This window comes from Ferruginibacter sp., from assembly GCF_028288465.1.
Lineage (GTDB): Bacteria > Bacteroidota > Bacteroidia > Chitinophagales > Chitinophagaceae > Ferruginibacter.
The window spans coordinates 203,032-218,008 of the sequence record NZ_JAQBNR010000019.1 but is presented as its reverse complement, the minus strand read 5'-3'; the positions used below and the strand labels follow the sequence as shown (position 1 = coordinate 218,008).

Below are 14,977 nucleotides of genomic sequence, written 5' to 3'. Positions count from 1 at the left end.
GCGACACAACCATATTAAAATACTCAACAACTAAATAAATTGGCAACAAACGCATCCGAAAGAAAAACATTTTTTAAACGTATTGGCGGTAAAGACAAGGAAGAACCGGCAGAAATGACCTTCTTTGATCACATTGAAGAACTGCGCTGGCACCTGATTCGCAGCGTGGCTGTTTGGCTTACAGCAGTTGTACTTATTTTTATTTACATCGACTGGATTTATGATCACATCATTCTGGCGCCTACGTTTTCAACTTTTTTTACTTACGGCGCATTGTGTAAACTGGGCCACTGGCTGCATTTGGGAGATAGTTTCTGCATGCCGATTATCAAGATTAATTTACAGGTTACTGAGGTAAATGGCACTTTTACCTCTGCAATCAATATTGCCATGATTGGTGGACTGGTGGCCGCTTTCCCTTATATTTTCTGGGAGCTTTGGCGCTTTGTAAAACCTGCCCTTTCGCCAAAAGAAAAAAAATATGGCCAGAGAAGCATCTTCTTTGTATGGCTTTGTTTCTTTACCGGCGCTGCTTTCGGCTATTATCTGCTGGCGCCCTTTACCTTTAATTTCCTGGCAGGATTTACCCTCGGTAAATCGGAAGTTATTCAGTACCGCCCTTCCGTAAATGATTATGTTGATAGTCTGACCAATCTTATCCTTGGTTGCGGTATTGCATTTGAGTTACCTGTGCTTGCTTTTGTGCTGGCCAAAATTGGTATTATCACGGGGGCAATGCTGAGAAAATATTTCAAGTTTGCCTTTGTTATTATACTGGTAGTCGCGGCTGTAATTACGCCTTCGCCTGACTGGACAAGCCAATTTATTGTGGCCATCCCATTGGTGTTATTATACTGGATCAGTATTTTACTTGCCAGCAGTGTAGACAAGAAAAGAGCAAAGGATGAGGAAAAAGAATGGAGCTAAGTTTAATAGATAATTAAATAATGGATAGTTGATAATATGCTAAATTTGTAGCGTTCAATTAACAATAAAATTATCAGTCACCAATCAACAATCAGCGCCATGTCTACATTCAATTTAACACTACCAGTCGCCATTGGTTGCGACCATGCGGGTTTCGACTGCAAAGAAGACCTTATTTCTTTTTTAGAAGGAGAAGGTGTAGCATTCCATGATTTTGGCACTTACAACAAAGATTCGGTAGATTATCCTGACTTTGCTCATCCTGTAGCCTTTGCCGTTGAAAAGGGAGAAGCTGCATTTGGAATTTTATTATGCGGAAGCGCCAACGGCGTTGCCATCACGGCCAATAAACACCAGGGCATAAGGGCGGCTATTTGCTGGGGTGAAGAACTCGCGGAACTTGCACGCAAACATAACAATGCAAATATCCTTTGCATACCCGCCCGTTTTGTACGGGATGGAGATGCGGAAAAAATGCTGGATATTTTTATGAACACTGCTTTTGAAGGTGAAAGACACCAGCTGAGGATTAATAAAATGGCCTGCTGATTTTGAAGTTTCGATTTTAAAAAAGGTACATTCCATTAGCCTTTGGCAATGCGGCAGGTTGTCGTCGAAACAGTCTATTTGCTGCATTACTTACCTTGTATAACCCGGATGCAATAAGTCATTCCAAATAAATGTTCCTTCACATTACAGCAGAGAAGCCGTACATCGCAAATTATACATTAGATAATTTTCCATTCATCAATAAAAAATTTACAACTGATCGCTATCAGTTTATTTTGACATAAATTTCATGCATGAAAAAAACAATTTACCTGTTGCCCCTTGCTCTTTGCTGTTTCTCCTTTTCTTACGCTCAAAAAAAAGACAAGGCAGATAAATATGCAGCTACCATCACCGCCGGTGATTTAAAAAAACAACTCACAATTATTGCCAGCGACGAAATGGAAGGTCGTGAAACTGGTACCGAAGGCCAGCGTAAAGCTGCAGCCTATATTGAAAGCCAGTTTAAAAAAATGGGCCTCGCCCCTGTTGCCGGTTTAAATGGTTATCAGCAATTGTACCCGTTGTACCAGGATAGTCTTAGCAGTGAGATCACCGTAAACAACCAACCGCTTGTATATGGCCAGGATTACATCAGCCCTGCTCCAAATAATGAAACCGGTAACAACACATCGGCTTCCATTATTTTCGCCGGATACGGTATTGATGATTCTACTTACAGTGATTATAACAGCATTGATGTAAAAGGAAAGGTGGTAATTTTCTTTTTGGGTGAGCCAAAAAAAGAAGGCAAATATATCATCAGCGGTACCAATCGTTCCAGCAGATGGACCTACCCGGGGTTGAGTATAAAATTAGCGATGGCAAAAGCCAGAGGCGCTGTCGGTGCATTTGTAATAAGCCAGGTGCAGGAAAGCTTTACACAAAGGGCAATTGACAACAGCAAAAAAAGCACGCTGTATTTTCCGCGTGAAGGGGCTGGCACACCAGTAAATTATGCGTTGCTATCACATACTTATGCAAAAACCATACTGCCCAACACTTTTGATACATTGTTGAAGCAGGTAAAATCCTTCCAACCCATTGCTACCAGTTGGTTAACTGAAAATAAGCTTCCGGTTCAGCTTAAATATAACCGCTTTCGTACAACAGTAAATGCCAGCAATGTTGCCGGTGTAGTTGAAGGAACGGATAAAAAAGACGAATACGTTTTTTGTACCGCACATTATGACCACCTGGGTAAACACGATGGAAAAATTTATTATGGCGCTGATGATGATGGCAGCGGAACTTGCGGCGTGCTTGAAATGGCAGAAGCTTTTGCCAAGGCAAAAAAAGCAGGCAATGGCCCAAGGAGAACCATGGTTTTTATGACTGTGAGCGGCGAGGAAAAAGGATTGTGGGGAAGTGAATATTACAGTGATCATCCTTTCTTTGATTTAAATAAAACATCCGCTGATCTGAATACAGATATGGTGGGAAGAGTAGATACAGAGCGCAAAAGCGCCGACAGCTTAAATTATGTTTACGTGATCGGGCATGATAAATTAAGCAGTGATTTACCTGTAATAAATGAGGCGGCAAATACTAGAAACGGCGCCATTACACTCGATTATAAATTTGATGACCCCAGTGACCAGGAAAGAATTTACTACCGCAGTGATCATTATAATTTTGCCCGCAAAGGTGTACCGGTTTTGTTTTTTTATGACGGCATGCTAAAAGCAGATTATCACAAACCAACCGACACTGTAGATAAAATAAATTTTGAATTGTACGAGAAAAGGGTGCGGATGATATTTTACACGGCATGGGAAATTGCCAACAGGGATGATATGTTAAAGAGGGATATTCCGTTGCCTGAAGGAAGCAGGTGATGCTTAATCGATTTATATATGGAGACATTTATTTTGTAAATGCTCCATTTTTTGGTGGAATACCTAACAGAAAACAATTTTTTTAAATCGAAGTTAGCCGGTTTGTATACATTAGTGGTTAAATCAACCCGAAATGAACTTAGAAAAAAATCCGATTGCTGAGTTTATTGAAAATGACAATTATTCTCAAATTAGAAATCATAAAAACAGGGTCGGAAAACTAAGATGGTCGATTTACATATATTCTTTGATACTACTGACGCTTCTCATACTGACTCAAGTTGGAAATATTGCGGTTTTAAATTTTACTGATCTACTATTCCCGCTGGCAAGTATTATTATTTTCTTTTGCCTTGCCGTATTTAGTAAAGCAAAACCTTTTACGGCTTTGGTAATTATTTGCTGCATTTTAATTGCTGACTCATTGTTACAGATTTTTTTTATTTCCAATGCTCACTACTCTACTGTTGTGATGAAAATAGCAATGATGATTTACGTCTGTTTTTATCTTGAATCTGCAAGGCTGGTTCAATCATACGAGTCCTCTCATAAAGAAAATAAATGAGAGGACGTATGGATAGCAATTCAATATTTAAACACTTAAAAAATGGTTTACCAGCCTAGTATCCACGCAAAAATCAGTGGACAAACAATGGTAGCATCACTTTCCACAATAAATTTCGGCGTCTTGATATCCAGCTTTCCCCAGGTAATTTTTTCGTTGGGTACCGCTCCGGAATAAGAACCATAAGAAGTAGTTGAATCACTTACCTGGCAGAAGTAACTCCAGAAAGGAACATCATGCCACTCCAAATCCTGGTACATCATCGGCACTACACAAATTGGAAAATCACCGGCAATACCACCACCAATCTGGAAAAAGCCAACTCCTTTTCCGCCTGAATTATTCCTGTACCAATCTGCCAGCCACACCATGTATTCAATACCACTTTTCATGGTACCAGCCTTCAATTGATTTTTAATTACATAACTGGCAAAGATGTTTCCCATGGTACTGTCTTCCCACCCTGGTACAACAATCGGAATATTTTTTTGTGCGGCGGCCAGCATCCAGCTGTTTTTGGGGTCAATTTCGTAGTACTGTTCCAGCACACCACTCAACAACATTTTATACATGTATTCATGCGGAAAATAACGTTCCCCCTTATCTTCTGCATCTTTCCATATTTTGTGAATGTGTTGCTGCAATCTTCTGAAAGCCTCTTCCTCCGGTATGCAGGTATCTGTTACCCTGTTGTAATGGTTTTCCAGTAAATCCCATTCTTCCTGCGGGCTGAGATCCCTGTAATTAGGTACTCTTTTATAATGACTATGGGCAACCAGATTCATTACATCCTCTTCCAGGTTGGCCCCGGTACAACTAATGATACTTACTTTATCCTGCCGGATCATTTCAGCCAGGCTTAATCCCAGCTCCGCCGTGCTCATCGCACCGGCCAGCGTAATCATCATTTTTCCTCCTTCTTCCAGGTGCGTAACATAGCCTTTGGCGGCATCCATTAAGGCGGCAGAATTAAAGTGGCGGTAGTGATGCTCTATAAAACCAGAAACGGGTCCCTTGCTCATAATACTATTTATTTTTTTGGATGAATTATTTTAACTGGCCGCCTTTTTCGTGCAGAAAAGAACGGCAGCAAAAATAGTTTTTTTTATTAAGGAAGGGTGTTTCTGTTCTTCCGGTTTGTTATATTTTCTTCACATGAAAAAATGACCACTTTTAATTTTACCAGATCCGTAAACCGAGGCAGACTACTTTCATGTTGCCCACAAAAAAGCCCTTCAAAAGGATGAAGGGCTTAATAAAATTTACTCATGCATTATTTTTTTTTAATTTTCTTTTCAACTGTAATATCGCCGTTGGCACGAATTCTTAATTGAAGCGTTTTCTTTTCGTTGCTAACAAAAACCTGGTATTTTGTCTCGCCGTCATAAGTCAGTTCAGTTACCTGGTCGGGTATTGTGTATTGACTGTATTTTTCAGTCAGCGCCAGGGAAACACTTAATGGCACTTGTGCCAAAGCTATTTTTCTTGACGTGCCGACCAGCTGCCCGTTATCATCATACGCAGCATTTACCGTCATCTCATTCATTACGAATGAAGCGAAATAAAAATCTCCGTTTTTTTGCCAGGTTACATTTTTTGCCTTAACAAAATCTTTTTCAAATGCGCCTTTTACCTGCTCTGTAACGGTGTCGCCTTTGGCGGCAAAAGCAGAAGCTGAAAACAGCAAGACAATTGCTGTTAAAATGGTGGTTACCTTTTTCATGTTTTTAAAGTTTTTTGATTTTTAGTGATCCTGCCTTCACGGCAGATTTTTTTGATTGATGAAACAAATCTATAAACGCGGCAGTCCATATGCAATCAGTTATTGACGAGCAACAGCCCAATATTTGCTTTTTGTATAAACGGCACCGACAACCTTTTTTTAATCTTTAAAGAACAGCTGTAACTCAATGCCAGCAAGCATTACAAATTATTTCATAATGAAATACTAAAATTGTAAAGGAATCTGTTAAATAGTAAAAGCGGTTTATAACATTTGCTCTTGGGGCATTGTTATACCTTTATTAGAATGAATTTTTTAGCCCATGCATATCTTTCTTTTAACAAACCCGGTATTTTATCAGGTAACATGATCAATGATTATGTTAAGGGCAAAAAAAAATTCGATTATCCTTTAGTTATACAAAAGGGAATGTCCTTGCACCGGGAGATTGACACCTTTACAGATCAGCATAGAATGACAGTGCGGGCAAAACAATTTTTCCGGCCTCAATACCGGCTCTATGCAGGTGCTTTTGTAGATGTATTGTACGATCATTTTTTAGCCAATGATACCAGGGAGTTTTCCACCGAAGAAGCATTGAATTCATTTTGCCAGCTTACTTATGCCAGTCTGCAGGCAGACGTTGATTTGCTTCCTTTAAAATTTCTGCAGGTATTGCCACACATGCAACTGCACAACTGGTTATACAATTACCGCTTCAAAGAAGGCATCGAAAAGAGCTTTATCGGCTTGTCAAGGCGGGCTGCGTATTTATCTGAATCAGCCATCGCCTTTGCTATTTTTAACGAACAGTACGAGGAATTGCAAAACTGCTACAACGAATTTTTTCCGGAATTAAAGCAATTTGCCGCTGATACACTCAACAAATTGAATAACACCTGAATCTTTTATATTTGTAACTAAATCACTTGTACATTAATATGAAAAAAATAGTAATTTTTGCGATCGCTGTTTGTTGCTTAAACACTGCATTACAGGCACAGTCAAAGTTTGCACCGGTAGATAAATCTCCAATGGATATGGCTTATTATCCGTCCGGCTACCCGGTTTTAAAAATTCAGGATAAGGCAACAGAACCTGTTGCTGTAAGAGTAATTTACAGCAGGCCGCAGAAAAATGGCCGTGTTATATTTGGCGACTTAATACCCTTCGGCCAGGTATGGCGGCTGGGCGCCAATGAAGCAACAGAGATTGAATTTTACCGTCCGGCCCGCATTGGTGCTGCCAAAATAAAGAAAGGCCGCTACACCTTATACTGCATTCCAAACCAGGATAAATGGACCATTATCCTCAATAAGGAAACCGACACCTGGGGATCTTTTAAATACGATGCAACCAAAGATGTTGCAAGAATTGATTTACCGGTTCAAAAACAATCAGATGTACTGGAATCTTTCTCTATGTCATTTGACAAGTCTGCCGCCGGTGTAATCTTGTCTATGGGCTGGGATGACAGCCGGGTAGATTTACCGATAGGTTTTTAAAAATGATACTGAATAAAATAGCACATCCCGGCTGGCAGCCGGGATTTTTTTGGGATATTTACAACTATGTGTGGAATAGCGGGAATAATAAGCTCTGATACGAATGCCGTTACCAGGGAGCGATTGAAAAAAATGACGGATGCCATTGCTCACCGTGGACCTGACGGTGAAGCCCAATGGATCAACCAACGGGGAAACGTCGGGCTTGGGCACAGAAGATTATCTATTCTTGATTTATCGCCTGCCGCAGCCCAGCCAATGCATTACCAAAACCGGTATACGATTGTTTACAATGGGGAAATTTACAATTACATTGAGATAAAGGAAGAGCTCATGAAAATGGGCTACCGCTTTCAAAACAAAAGCGATACAGAAGTTATCCTGGCGGCCTATGACTGCTGGAAAGAAGATTGTCTTGAACAGTTTGACGGCATGTTTGCTTTTGCCATACTGGATAAAAAAGAACGGACTTTATTTGCAGCAAGAGACCGTTTTGGAGAGAAGCCATTTTATTATACCACTACAAATAATATGTTTGCATTTGCAAGCGAAATGAAATCGCTTTGGGCTGTCGGTATCGAAAAAAATACCGATGACAAAATGCTGCTGAATTACTTGGCCCTTGGATATGTACAAAATGCCAATGATAAAGAGCAAACATTTTTTCAGGACATTTATTCGCTTGCGCCGGGAAGCTTTTTGCAGCTTAATACCAATACTTTGCTGTACCGCACCCATATCTATTGGGAGCTTGATAAAGACAATGCACAACCGATAGCTGCAGATGCCGCAATAGAAAAATTCCGGGAACTTTTTTCAATGTCAGTTAACCGAAGGTTGCGCAGTGATGTACCTGTCGGCACCAGTTTGAGCGGCGGTTTGGATAGCTCTTCCATCCTTGCAGCAATCAATCATCCCGGGCAGCCATTTCATACTTTCTCTGCTATCTTTCCCGGTTTTGCAAAAGATGAATCCGGTTATATCAAAGCTGTTACACAATATCTTTCCAACTCAACTGCTAACGGACCTATAGAACAGCATTTTATTGAGCCTTCGGCGTTGGGCCTTATTAAAGACTTTAAAACACTGTGCTATCACCAGGAAGAACCGTTTCCATCCAGCAGTATTTATGCTCAGTATAAAGTGTTTGAACTGGCGCATCAACACCAGGTAAAAGTTTTGCTGGATGGCCAGGGGGCCGATGAAACACTCGCCGGGTACAATAAATATATACACTGGTACCTGCAGCAACTGGCGGGCAAAAGCAGGTTTCTTGCAGCCTACAGGGAAAGAAAGATGCTGTTGAAAAATAAACTACCCTTCAGGTGGGGTATCAGCAATTACCTGGCTGCTTATCTTCCTTCTCATGCGTCTATACAGTTAGAACAAAATGAATACCTGAAAAGTGCAAGACAGCCGGACATCAATAAGGATTTTGTGTTAGGATTACAGGGACGGGAATGGGAAGGTATCCGCAAACCAATCATCACCAAACTAAACGACATTTTATATTTCAATACCCAAACAATGGGTTTGGAAGAACTACTGCGCTTTGCCGACCGCAACAGCATGGCAAATAGTACCGAAGTACGGTTGCCGTTTTTACAACATGAACTGGTTCAGTTTATTTTCACCCTGCCCGCGGGTTTTAAAATCCATGATGGATGGACAAAGTGGTTGCTGCGGAAAACGATGGATACGAAATTACCGGATGAAGTTGTATGGCGCAAAGAGAAGGTAGGCTATGAACCACCGCAGTTTCAGTGGATGCACAACGAAATATTACAGGATTATATACAGGAAGCAAAAAGAAAATTGGTTAATAAAGGCGTTTTAAAAGCAACCTCATTAAACAAAAAAATAACCCCCAAAGCGGCGCATGAAAGCAACAATTTCGACTGGCGCTACTTGTGTGCAGCGCAAATGATTGCCGGCAGTTTATAAAAAAAACATTTAATAACCTGCACTCAACTTTTAATAGCCAACTTATTATTAGTTAACAATTGCTATAACAGAAGCGTAGCAGCAAAAGCATTTACTTTGCAGTGCGCAATAATTAAAAAATTAATACCATGAAACTTGCTACAAAAATAATACATGCCGGTGCCGAACCCGATCCCAGCACAGGGGCAATCATGACTCCTATTTATCAAACCTCTACCTATGTACAGGAAGCGCCTGGCGTAAACAAAGGCTATGAGTATGCCCGCAGCCAGAACCCCACCCGCAAAGCACTGGAAGACGCTTACGCCATTCTTGAAAATGCAAAATATGGTCTTGCTTTCAGCAGCGGTGTTGCGGCAACAGACAGTGTTATTAAATTGCTTAACCCGGGCGACGAAGTGATAGCCGCCAGTGATATGTATGGCGGCAGCTACCGGTTATTTACCAAAGTGTGGGAGCGCTACAACATCAAATTTATTTATGTTGATACGACCAACCCTGCCAATGTACAGGCTGCCATTACTGCCAATACAAAATTAATTTGGGTTGAAACGCCAACCAACCCACTGATGAACATAACCGATATTGAAGCTATTGCAGCCATTGCCAAAAAGGCTGGTGCTTTGCTTTGTGTTGATAATACTTTTGCTTCTCCGTACCTGCAAAACCCGATGGATTCGGGAGCTGATATTGTTATGCACAGTGCTACAAAATATTTAGGTGGCCACAGTGACGTGATACAAGGCTGCCTGATGATGAATGACGCTGCACTTAGGGAAAAACTGTATTTTATACAAAAAAGTTGCGGAGCTGTGCCTGGACCAATGGATTGCTTTTTAGTTTTAAGAGGTATAAAAACTTTGCACGTACGAATGAAGCAGCATTGTGAAAACGGTGCTATCATCGCTCACCATTTAAGCCAGCATCCTGCTGTAGTAAAAGTGTACTGGCCTGGTTTTGAAGATAACGCAGGGTATGCCATAGCTAAAAAACAAATGCGTGATTTTGGCGGCATGATCAGTTTTGAATTAAAGGACGACAGCATTTCAGCTGCCAACAAAGTGTTATCCTCAACAAAAATATTTGCCCTGGCTGAAAGTCTTGGTGGCGTTGAGTCGCTCATCAACCATCCGGCAAGCATGACTCATGCATCCATACCAAGAGAAGAAAGAATAAAAAATGGTTTATCCGACGGGTTAATCCGGCTGAGTGTTGGCATTGAAGATGCCGGCGACCTTGTTGCCGATTTAAACCAGGCAATAGGATAAGGCTTACATTTACTGGTCAAATTATTAGCTGATCAGAACTATATTGATGGCAGGTGACTGTTTGTTAATAATAACGGCAGGTTGAAAAGTTCTTCGCCATCCTGTATGGCTAGGCATTGTCTGGATGCTGTTTTTTACAATTAATACATTTTTCGCGGTGCGTACTCTTTAGTAATTGTAAATGTAAATTGGGTGATCATCACCATTGTTGAAATATTTTAAAAACACTAAAACATAAGGACAGCCTGATAAAGTGAAAACGAATTTAAAAAAGGAATTAGATGAAAAAGTCATTTTTTATAACCGGCCGGATTTTATAAAAGATGATCCTGTTTCAATACCGCATCTCTTTTCTAAAAAAGAAGATATTGAAATAGCTGGTTTTTTCGCGGCCATCTTTTCCTGGGGCAACCGCATTACCATCATCAATAAAAGCAAAGAACTGCTGCAACTGATGGACAATGCACCGCATGATTTTTGTTTGCAGCACACCCAGGCAGATTTAAAAAGGCTGGAGCAATTTAAACATCGGACTTTTAACGCTACCGACTTGCTGTACTTTGTTGAATTTTTTAAATTCCATTATTCGCAGTATCCATCCCTGGAAATTGCTTTTACAAAAGGCATGGGTAAAAAAGATATAACAGTCGAAAATGGTTTGAAAGAATTTTATAACTATTTCTTTTCGTTGCCCGATATACCACAAAGAACAAAAAAGCACATCGCTTCGCCCGACAAAAATTCAGGCTGCAAACGGCTGAATATGTTTTTGCGCTGGATGGTAAGGAGCGATGAGGCAGGTGTAGATTTTGGCATCTGGAAAAACATTTCGCCGGCACAATTAATTTGCCCCATTGACGTGCATGTAGCCAGGGTATCAAAAAGATTTAATTTACTGCAAGGCAATCATACCGACTGGAAAGCGGCGCTGGAACTGACCGGACATTTAAGAAGGCTGGATAAAACCGATCCGGTAAAATATGATTTTGCCTTATTTGGTTCAGGCGTTGTTGAAAAATACTAAGTACATTTATGCAACCTGCTGTTATAAAATAATTTCATGAACCAGGAACTACACATTTATCTGCAACAAACATTTGAATTACCTGCCACGATAAATGAAATGGAGGAAGCTGAAAACTACCTGGCAGAAAAAATTAACGGTCTTATAAAAAATAATTTTGATCACCTGGTATATATTTTATACAGGGTGGATGTGGATGAAGCTAAATTGAAAGCTGTACTAAAAGAAAATCCACAGCAGGATGCCGGCAAAATAATTGCCCATCTTTTAATAGAAAGGCAACTCCAAAAAATTACGTTGCGTAAACAGTTTACAAAAAAAGAAGATGGTATAAACGAAGAAGAAAAATGGTGAGCAGTTTTGTAAAGCAGTTTATTTAAACATCAGGTCCTTTACTTTTTCCTTGTCTTCTTTTTCCTTCGAAAGATCGAACATAGTACCAAACAACCGGTCCCATAATGTAGTGCTTACTCCAAAGCCACGGTTTTCATTTTTATAATGGTGCAGGTGATGATTGCGCCAGAGTGGCTTCATCCATTTATAAGGTGGGTTCCATGCATGTATGGCGTAATGCATTGATCCGTAAATCAGGTAACCAAGCATAAAACCTGGAAAAAAAGCAAAAATATTTTCCGTTGCGTCCATCAGTCTGGCAATAAAATACATCAGGCTGAAAATAGTAGAAGAAAGAATCAGGCTTGGAACCGGCGGCATAAATAAACGTTCCCTGTCTCTTGGATACTCATGATGGTTTCCATGTATGATGTACACAATTTTCATCGCCTGCTCGTTCGCTGCAATAAAATGAAAAACAAAACGGTGCAGCATGTATTCAAAAAAAGTCCAGAAAAAAATGCCAGAAAAAAATGCCAGAAAAATATGCTCTGGTTTCAGGCCAAGTTCAATGCGACTGTAGTAACACATAAAGACAATCACCGGCAAATAGATGCCCCATATTACCAGCGGATGAGTTTTGGTAAGGTATTCTATATATTCATTTTTAAATAGCCGCGCCTGCCCTTTGTTATGAATTTTTTCGAATTTCATAGTAATAAATCTGGTGTAAAATTACTTATTATGTAATTAAAAAGCTATTCTTATTGGCGTTACATATCAATATTTATACCCTATTTTCGTACCTGATTTATTACTATGAAATTAGTTACTTATTTAAAAGACGGCCATGATCATTTGGCAATGTGTATAGAGAATGTACTATACGACATGGATTCGATACATCCCGAATTGCCGACCAGTATGGCAATGTTTTTAAATTATTGGGATGATTATTTTCCCATAGCACAAAATGCGCTGGAACGTATTAAGAGCGGCTTAAAAAGCAATGTGTATACAACTCCGATGGAAGATGCTACCATCCTGGCGCCGGTGCCCTACCCTACCAGCTGTCGCGATGCATATGCTTTTCGTCAGCATGTTGAGACGGCGCGGCGAAACAGGAGCCTGGAAATGATCCCTGAGTTTGACCAGTTCCCGGTTTTTTATTTTACTAATCACAGCTGCATACAAGGCCCCGGAAACGTGGTATGTATGCCGGATCATTTAAAACAACTTGATTTTGAACTGGAGGCGGCAATTGTAATTTGCAAAGCTGGTAAAAATATAGCAGCAGCGGAAGCCGATGAATATATCGGCGGATTAATGATAATGAATGACATCAGTGCCAGGACACTGCAGATGGAAGAAATGCGTTTAAACCTCGGACCCGCCAAAGGAAAAGACTTTGCAACCGTAACCGGTCCCATGCTGGTTACGCTGGATGAATTGGAAACATTTGAAGTGGCGTGCCCCGAAAACCACACAGGCAAGTCATGGAACCTGGATATGACCTGTTCAGTGAACGGAGTGCGCATTAGTAAAGGCAATTTAAAAGATATGGCGTGGACATTTGCAGAAATAATTGAACGCTGCAGTTATGGTGTGCAGCTATTTGCAGGCGATATCATTGGCAGCGGAACAGTTGGCACCGGCTGTTTTTTAGAATTAAATGGCACCGGAAAATTAAGTGATCCTAACTATGAAGAACAGTGGCTAAAAGAAGGTGATGTGGTGGAAATGGAAATTGAAGGTCTTGGTAAACTGACCAATACAATTGTAAAGGATGAAAGTGATTTCTCTATATTGGATCTCAAGAAATTATGAAAACAGTATACCTGAAAGATAGCAGTATGGCTGAAGTGCAGCATTACCTGCAAACTGCAGTTGCTCCCAGGCCTATTTGCTTTGCTTCCACTATCGATAAATCAGGTAACGTTAATTTAAGCCCTTTTAGTTTTTTTAATTTATTCTCCTACAACCCACCTGTTGTAGTTTTTTCACCGGTACGCAGGGGAAGAAATAATACCACCAAACATACATTGGAAAACATAATGGAAGTGCCTGAAGTGGTGATCAATATTGTGACCTATGACATGGTGCAACAAATGTCATTAGCCAGTTGCGAATTTGCAAAAGGTGTTAATGAATTTGAAAAGGCAGGTTTTACAATGGAAACCGCAACGAAGGTTAAACCGCCGATGGTTAAACAAAGTAAAATCAAATTAGAGTGCACTGTTACTGAAATAAAACCATTAGGTGATCAAGGCGGCGCAGGAAATTTAATTATTGCACAAGTACAGATAATACATATCGCAGATGATATTTTAACCGGTGATGGAAAAATAGATCAGACAAAATTACAACTGGTGGCGAGACTTGGAGGCGACTGGTATTGTAAAGTTGATGAAAGCAATTTGTTTACAGTAGAAAAGCCCAACACCAAGCTGGGCATTGGTATAGATGCATTGCCGGATTCAATAAAAAATAGTGATATACTCACAGGAAACCATTTAGGGCAATTAGCAAATGTAAGCCTTCAGCCCCTGGTTGATCCGGCTTTTTATGATGACACGCTTAAAAACATCATTCAATATTACGCTATCAATCCCGATGAGATGGAAAAAGAACTGCATATTTATGCCGCCCGCTTATTGAATGAAGGTAAGGTTGACGACGCATGGCAGGTGTTGCTGGCCTTAAATTAATTTTTTGTAAATTTGTTTCCATGTCATCAGCAGTAAAAATATTACCTCACTATACATACAAAGACTACTGCCAGTGGGAAGGCCGTTGGGAAATCATTGAAGGTATCCCCTATGCTATGAGCCCTGCGCCGTCATTAAGGCACCAATGGGTTAGTGCGAATATGCTCTATCAACTTAAGGATGGTATCAAAAAATCTGGTTGTGACAATTGCAGGGTGTACAATTTTATTGATATAAAAGTTTCTGACGACACGGTTGTACAACCGGATGCTGTGGTAATTTGTAAGGAAGTACTCAAACCTTTTCTTGATTTTGCAGCCACCATCGTAGTCGAAATTCTTTCACCAGCTACAATGATGAAAGACCGAAATAATAAATTTTACATTTACCAGTCACAAAAAATTCCTTATTACATAATTGTTGATGTTGATAAAAACGAAATAGAAATTTATCACCTTGATGGAGAAGGTAAATATCAGTTGGATAAAATAGCATCCACCGGCAATTATACGTTTAATATGGATGACGGCTGCCAGGCCGATGTGCTGATGACAGGAATATGGGAATAAAAATAGTTCCAATAAATTTTAATC

At 40.1% G+C, this 14,977-nt stretch carries 16 protein-coding genes; 13 read left to right on the top strand and 3 right to left on the bottom strand.

Translation table 11 applies throughout. The annotated features are described in order from the left end of the window. Positions 1-39: 39 nt before the first annotated feature. The 4 genes from tatC to JWR61_RS08975 all read left to right on the top strand — a co-directional run bounded on the left by tatC (position 40) and on the right by JWR61_RS08975 (position 3,879). Positions 40-927 (top strand): twin-arginine translocase subunit TatC, encoded by an 888-nt coding sequence (tatC, locus tag JWR61_RS08990; RefSeq protein WP_301927500.1) that lies wholly within the window; start codon positions 40-42, stop codon positions 925-927. A 99-nt stretch (positions 928-1,026) separates the two neighbouring features. After that, a complete protein-coding gene (rpiB, locus tag JWR61_RS08985) occupies positions 1,027-1,476 on the top strand; it encodes a ribose 5-phosphate isomerase B (protein ID WP_290340830.1) in 450 nt (149 codons plus the stop codon). Between the two features lie 254 nt (positions 1,477-1,730). Then, positions 1,731-3,314 carry a M28 family peptidase gene (locus JWR61_RS08980; protein ID WP_301927499.1) on the top strand — a complete coding sequence of 528 codons (1,584 nt, stop codon included), beginning with the start codon at positions 1,731-1,733 and terminating at the stop codon, positions 3,312-3,314. 133 nt (positions 3,315-3,447) lie between these two features. After that, positions 3,448-3,879, top strand: coding sequence for a hypothetical protein (locus tag JWR61_RS08975; RefSeq protein WP_301927498.1), 432 nt, complete (start codon positions 3,448-3,450; stop codon positions 3,877-3,879). 47 nt (positions 3,880-3,926) lie between these two features. On the opposite strand, the gene JWR61_RS08970 is transcribed toward JWR61_RS08975, so the two are convergent. Continuing rightward, on the bottom strand, positions 3,927-4,901 hold the full coding sequence (locus JWR61_RS08970) for a deoxyhypusine synthase family protein (protein ID WP_301927497.1): 975 nt from the start codon (positions 4,899-4,901) through the stop codon (positions 3,927-3,929). A gap of 251 nt (positions 4,902-5,152) precedes the next feature. Then, the gene (locus JWR61_RS08965; protein ID WP_290340834.1) at positions 5,153-5,602 is read right to left on the bottom strand and encodes a hypothetical protein; all 450 of its coding nucleotides are present in this window, start codon (positions 5,600-5,602) and stop codon (positions 5,153-5,155) included. Positions 5,603-5,908: 306 nt separating this feature from the next. Between JWR61_RS08965 and JWR61_RS08960 the strand changes: the two genes are divergently transcribed. The 6 genes from JWR61_RS08960 (at position 5,909) to JWR61_RS08935 (ending at position 11,697) form a co-directional block, all read left to right on the top strand. Further along, on the top strand, positions 5,909-6,505 hold the full coding sequence (locus JWR61_RS08960) for an ACP phosphodiesterase (protein ID WP_301927496.1): 597 nt from the start codon (positions 5,909-5,911) through the stop codon (positions 6,503-6,505). Positions 6,506-6,543: 38 nt separating this feature from the next. Beyond that, the gene (locus tag JWR61_RS08955; protein WP_301927495.1) at positions 6,544-7,107 is read left to right on the top strand and encodes a DUF2911 domain-containing protein; all 564 of its coding nucleotides are present in this window, start codon (positions 6,544-6,546) and stop codon (positions 7,105-7,107) included. A 66-nt stretch (positions 7,108-7,173) separates the two neighbouring features. After that, a complete protein-coding gene (gene asnB / locus JWR61_RS08950; RefSeq protein WP_301927494.1) occupies positions 7,174-9,051 on the top strand; it encodes an asparagine synthase (glutamine-hydrolyzing) in 1,878 nt (625 codons plus the stop codon). Positions 9,052-9,179: 128 nt separating this feature from the next. Beyond that, complete coding sequence (locus tag JWR61_RS08945; RefSeq protein WP_301927493.1) at positions 9,180-10,319, top strand: cystathionine gamma-synthase; 1,140 nt, start codon at positions 9,180-9,182, stop codon at positions 10,317-10,319. Positions 10,320-10,572: 253 nt separating this feature from the next. Then, positions 10,573-11,343 (top strand): TIGR02757 family protein, encoded by a 771-nt coding sequence (locus JWR61_RS08940; RefSeq protein ID WP_301927492.1) that lies wholly within the window; start codon positions 10,573-10,575, stop codon positions 11,341-11,343. A 36-nt stretch (positions 11,344-11,379) separates the two neighbouring features. Beyond that, the gene (locus JWR61_RS08935) at positions 11,380-11,697 is read left to right on the top strand and encodes a hypothetical protein (RefSeq protein WP_301927491.1); all 318 of its coding nucleotides are present in this window, start codon (positions 11,380-11,382) and stop codon (positions 11,695-11,697) included. An 18-nt stretch (positions 11,698-11,715) separates the two neighbouring features. Here the strand turns inward: JWR61_RS08935 and JWR61_RS08930 are convergent, their stop codons facing one another. Further along, complete coding sequence (locus tag JWR61_RS08930; protein ID WP_301927490.1) at positions 11,716-12,390, bottom strand: sterol desaturase family protein; 675 nt, start codon at positions 12,388-12,390, stop codon at positions 11,716-11,718. A gap of 105 nt (positions 12,391-12,495) precedes the next feature. Between JWR61_RS08930 and JWR61_RS08925 the strand changes: the two genes are divergently transcribed. Genes JWR61_RS08925 through JWR61_RS08915 form a run of 3 tightly spaced genes read left to right on the top strand, consistent with a single transcriptional unit; the run spans position 12,496 to position 14,953 of the window. Further along, entirely contained in the window at positions 12,496-13,503 is a 1,008-nt protein-coding gene (locus tag JWR61_RS08925) for a fumarylacetoacetate hydrolase family protein (protein ID WP_301927489.1), read from the top strand. Continuing rightward, positions 13,500-14,384, top strand: a complete 885-nt coding sequence (locus JWR61_RS08920) for a flavin reductase family protein (RefSeq protein ID WP_301927488.1) — start codon at positions 13,500-13,502, stop codon at positions 14,382-14,384. The genes JWR61_RS08925 and JWR61_RS08920 overlap by 4 nt, the downstream gene beginning before the upstream one ends. 20 nt (positions 14,385-14,404) lie before the next feature. After that, the gene (locus JWR61_RS08915) at positions 14,405-14,953 is read left to right on the top strand and encodes a Uma2 family endonuclease (RefSeq protein WP_301927487.1); all 549 of its coding nucleotides are present in this window, start codon (positions 14,405-14,407) and stop codon (positions 14,951-14,953) included. Positions 14,954-14,977 lie beyond the last annotated feature (24 nt).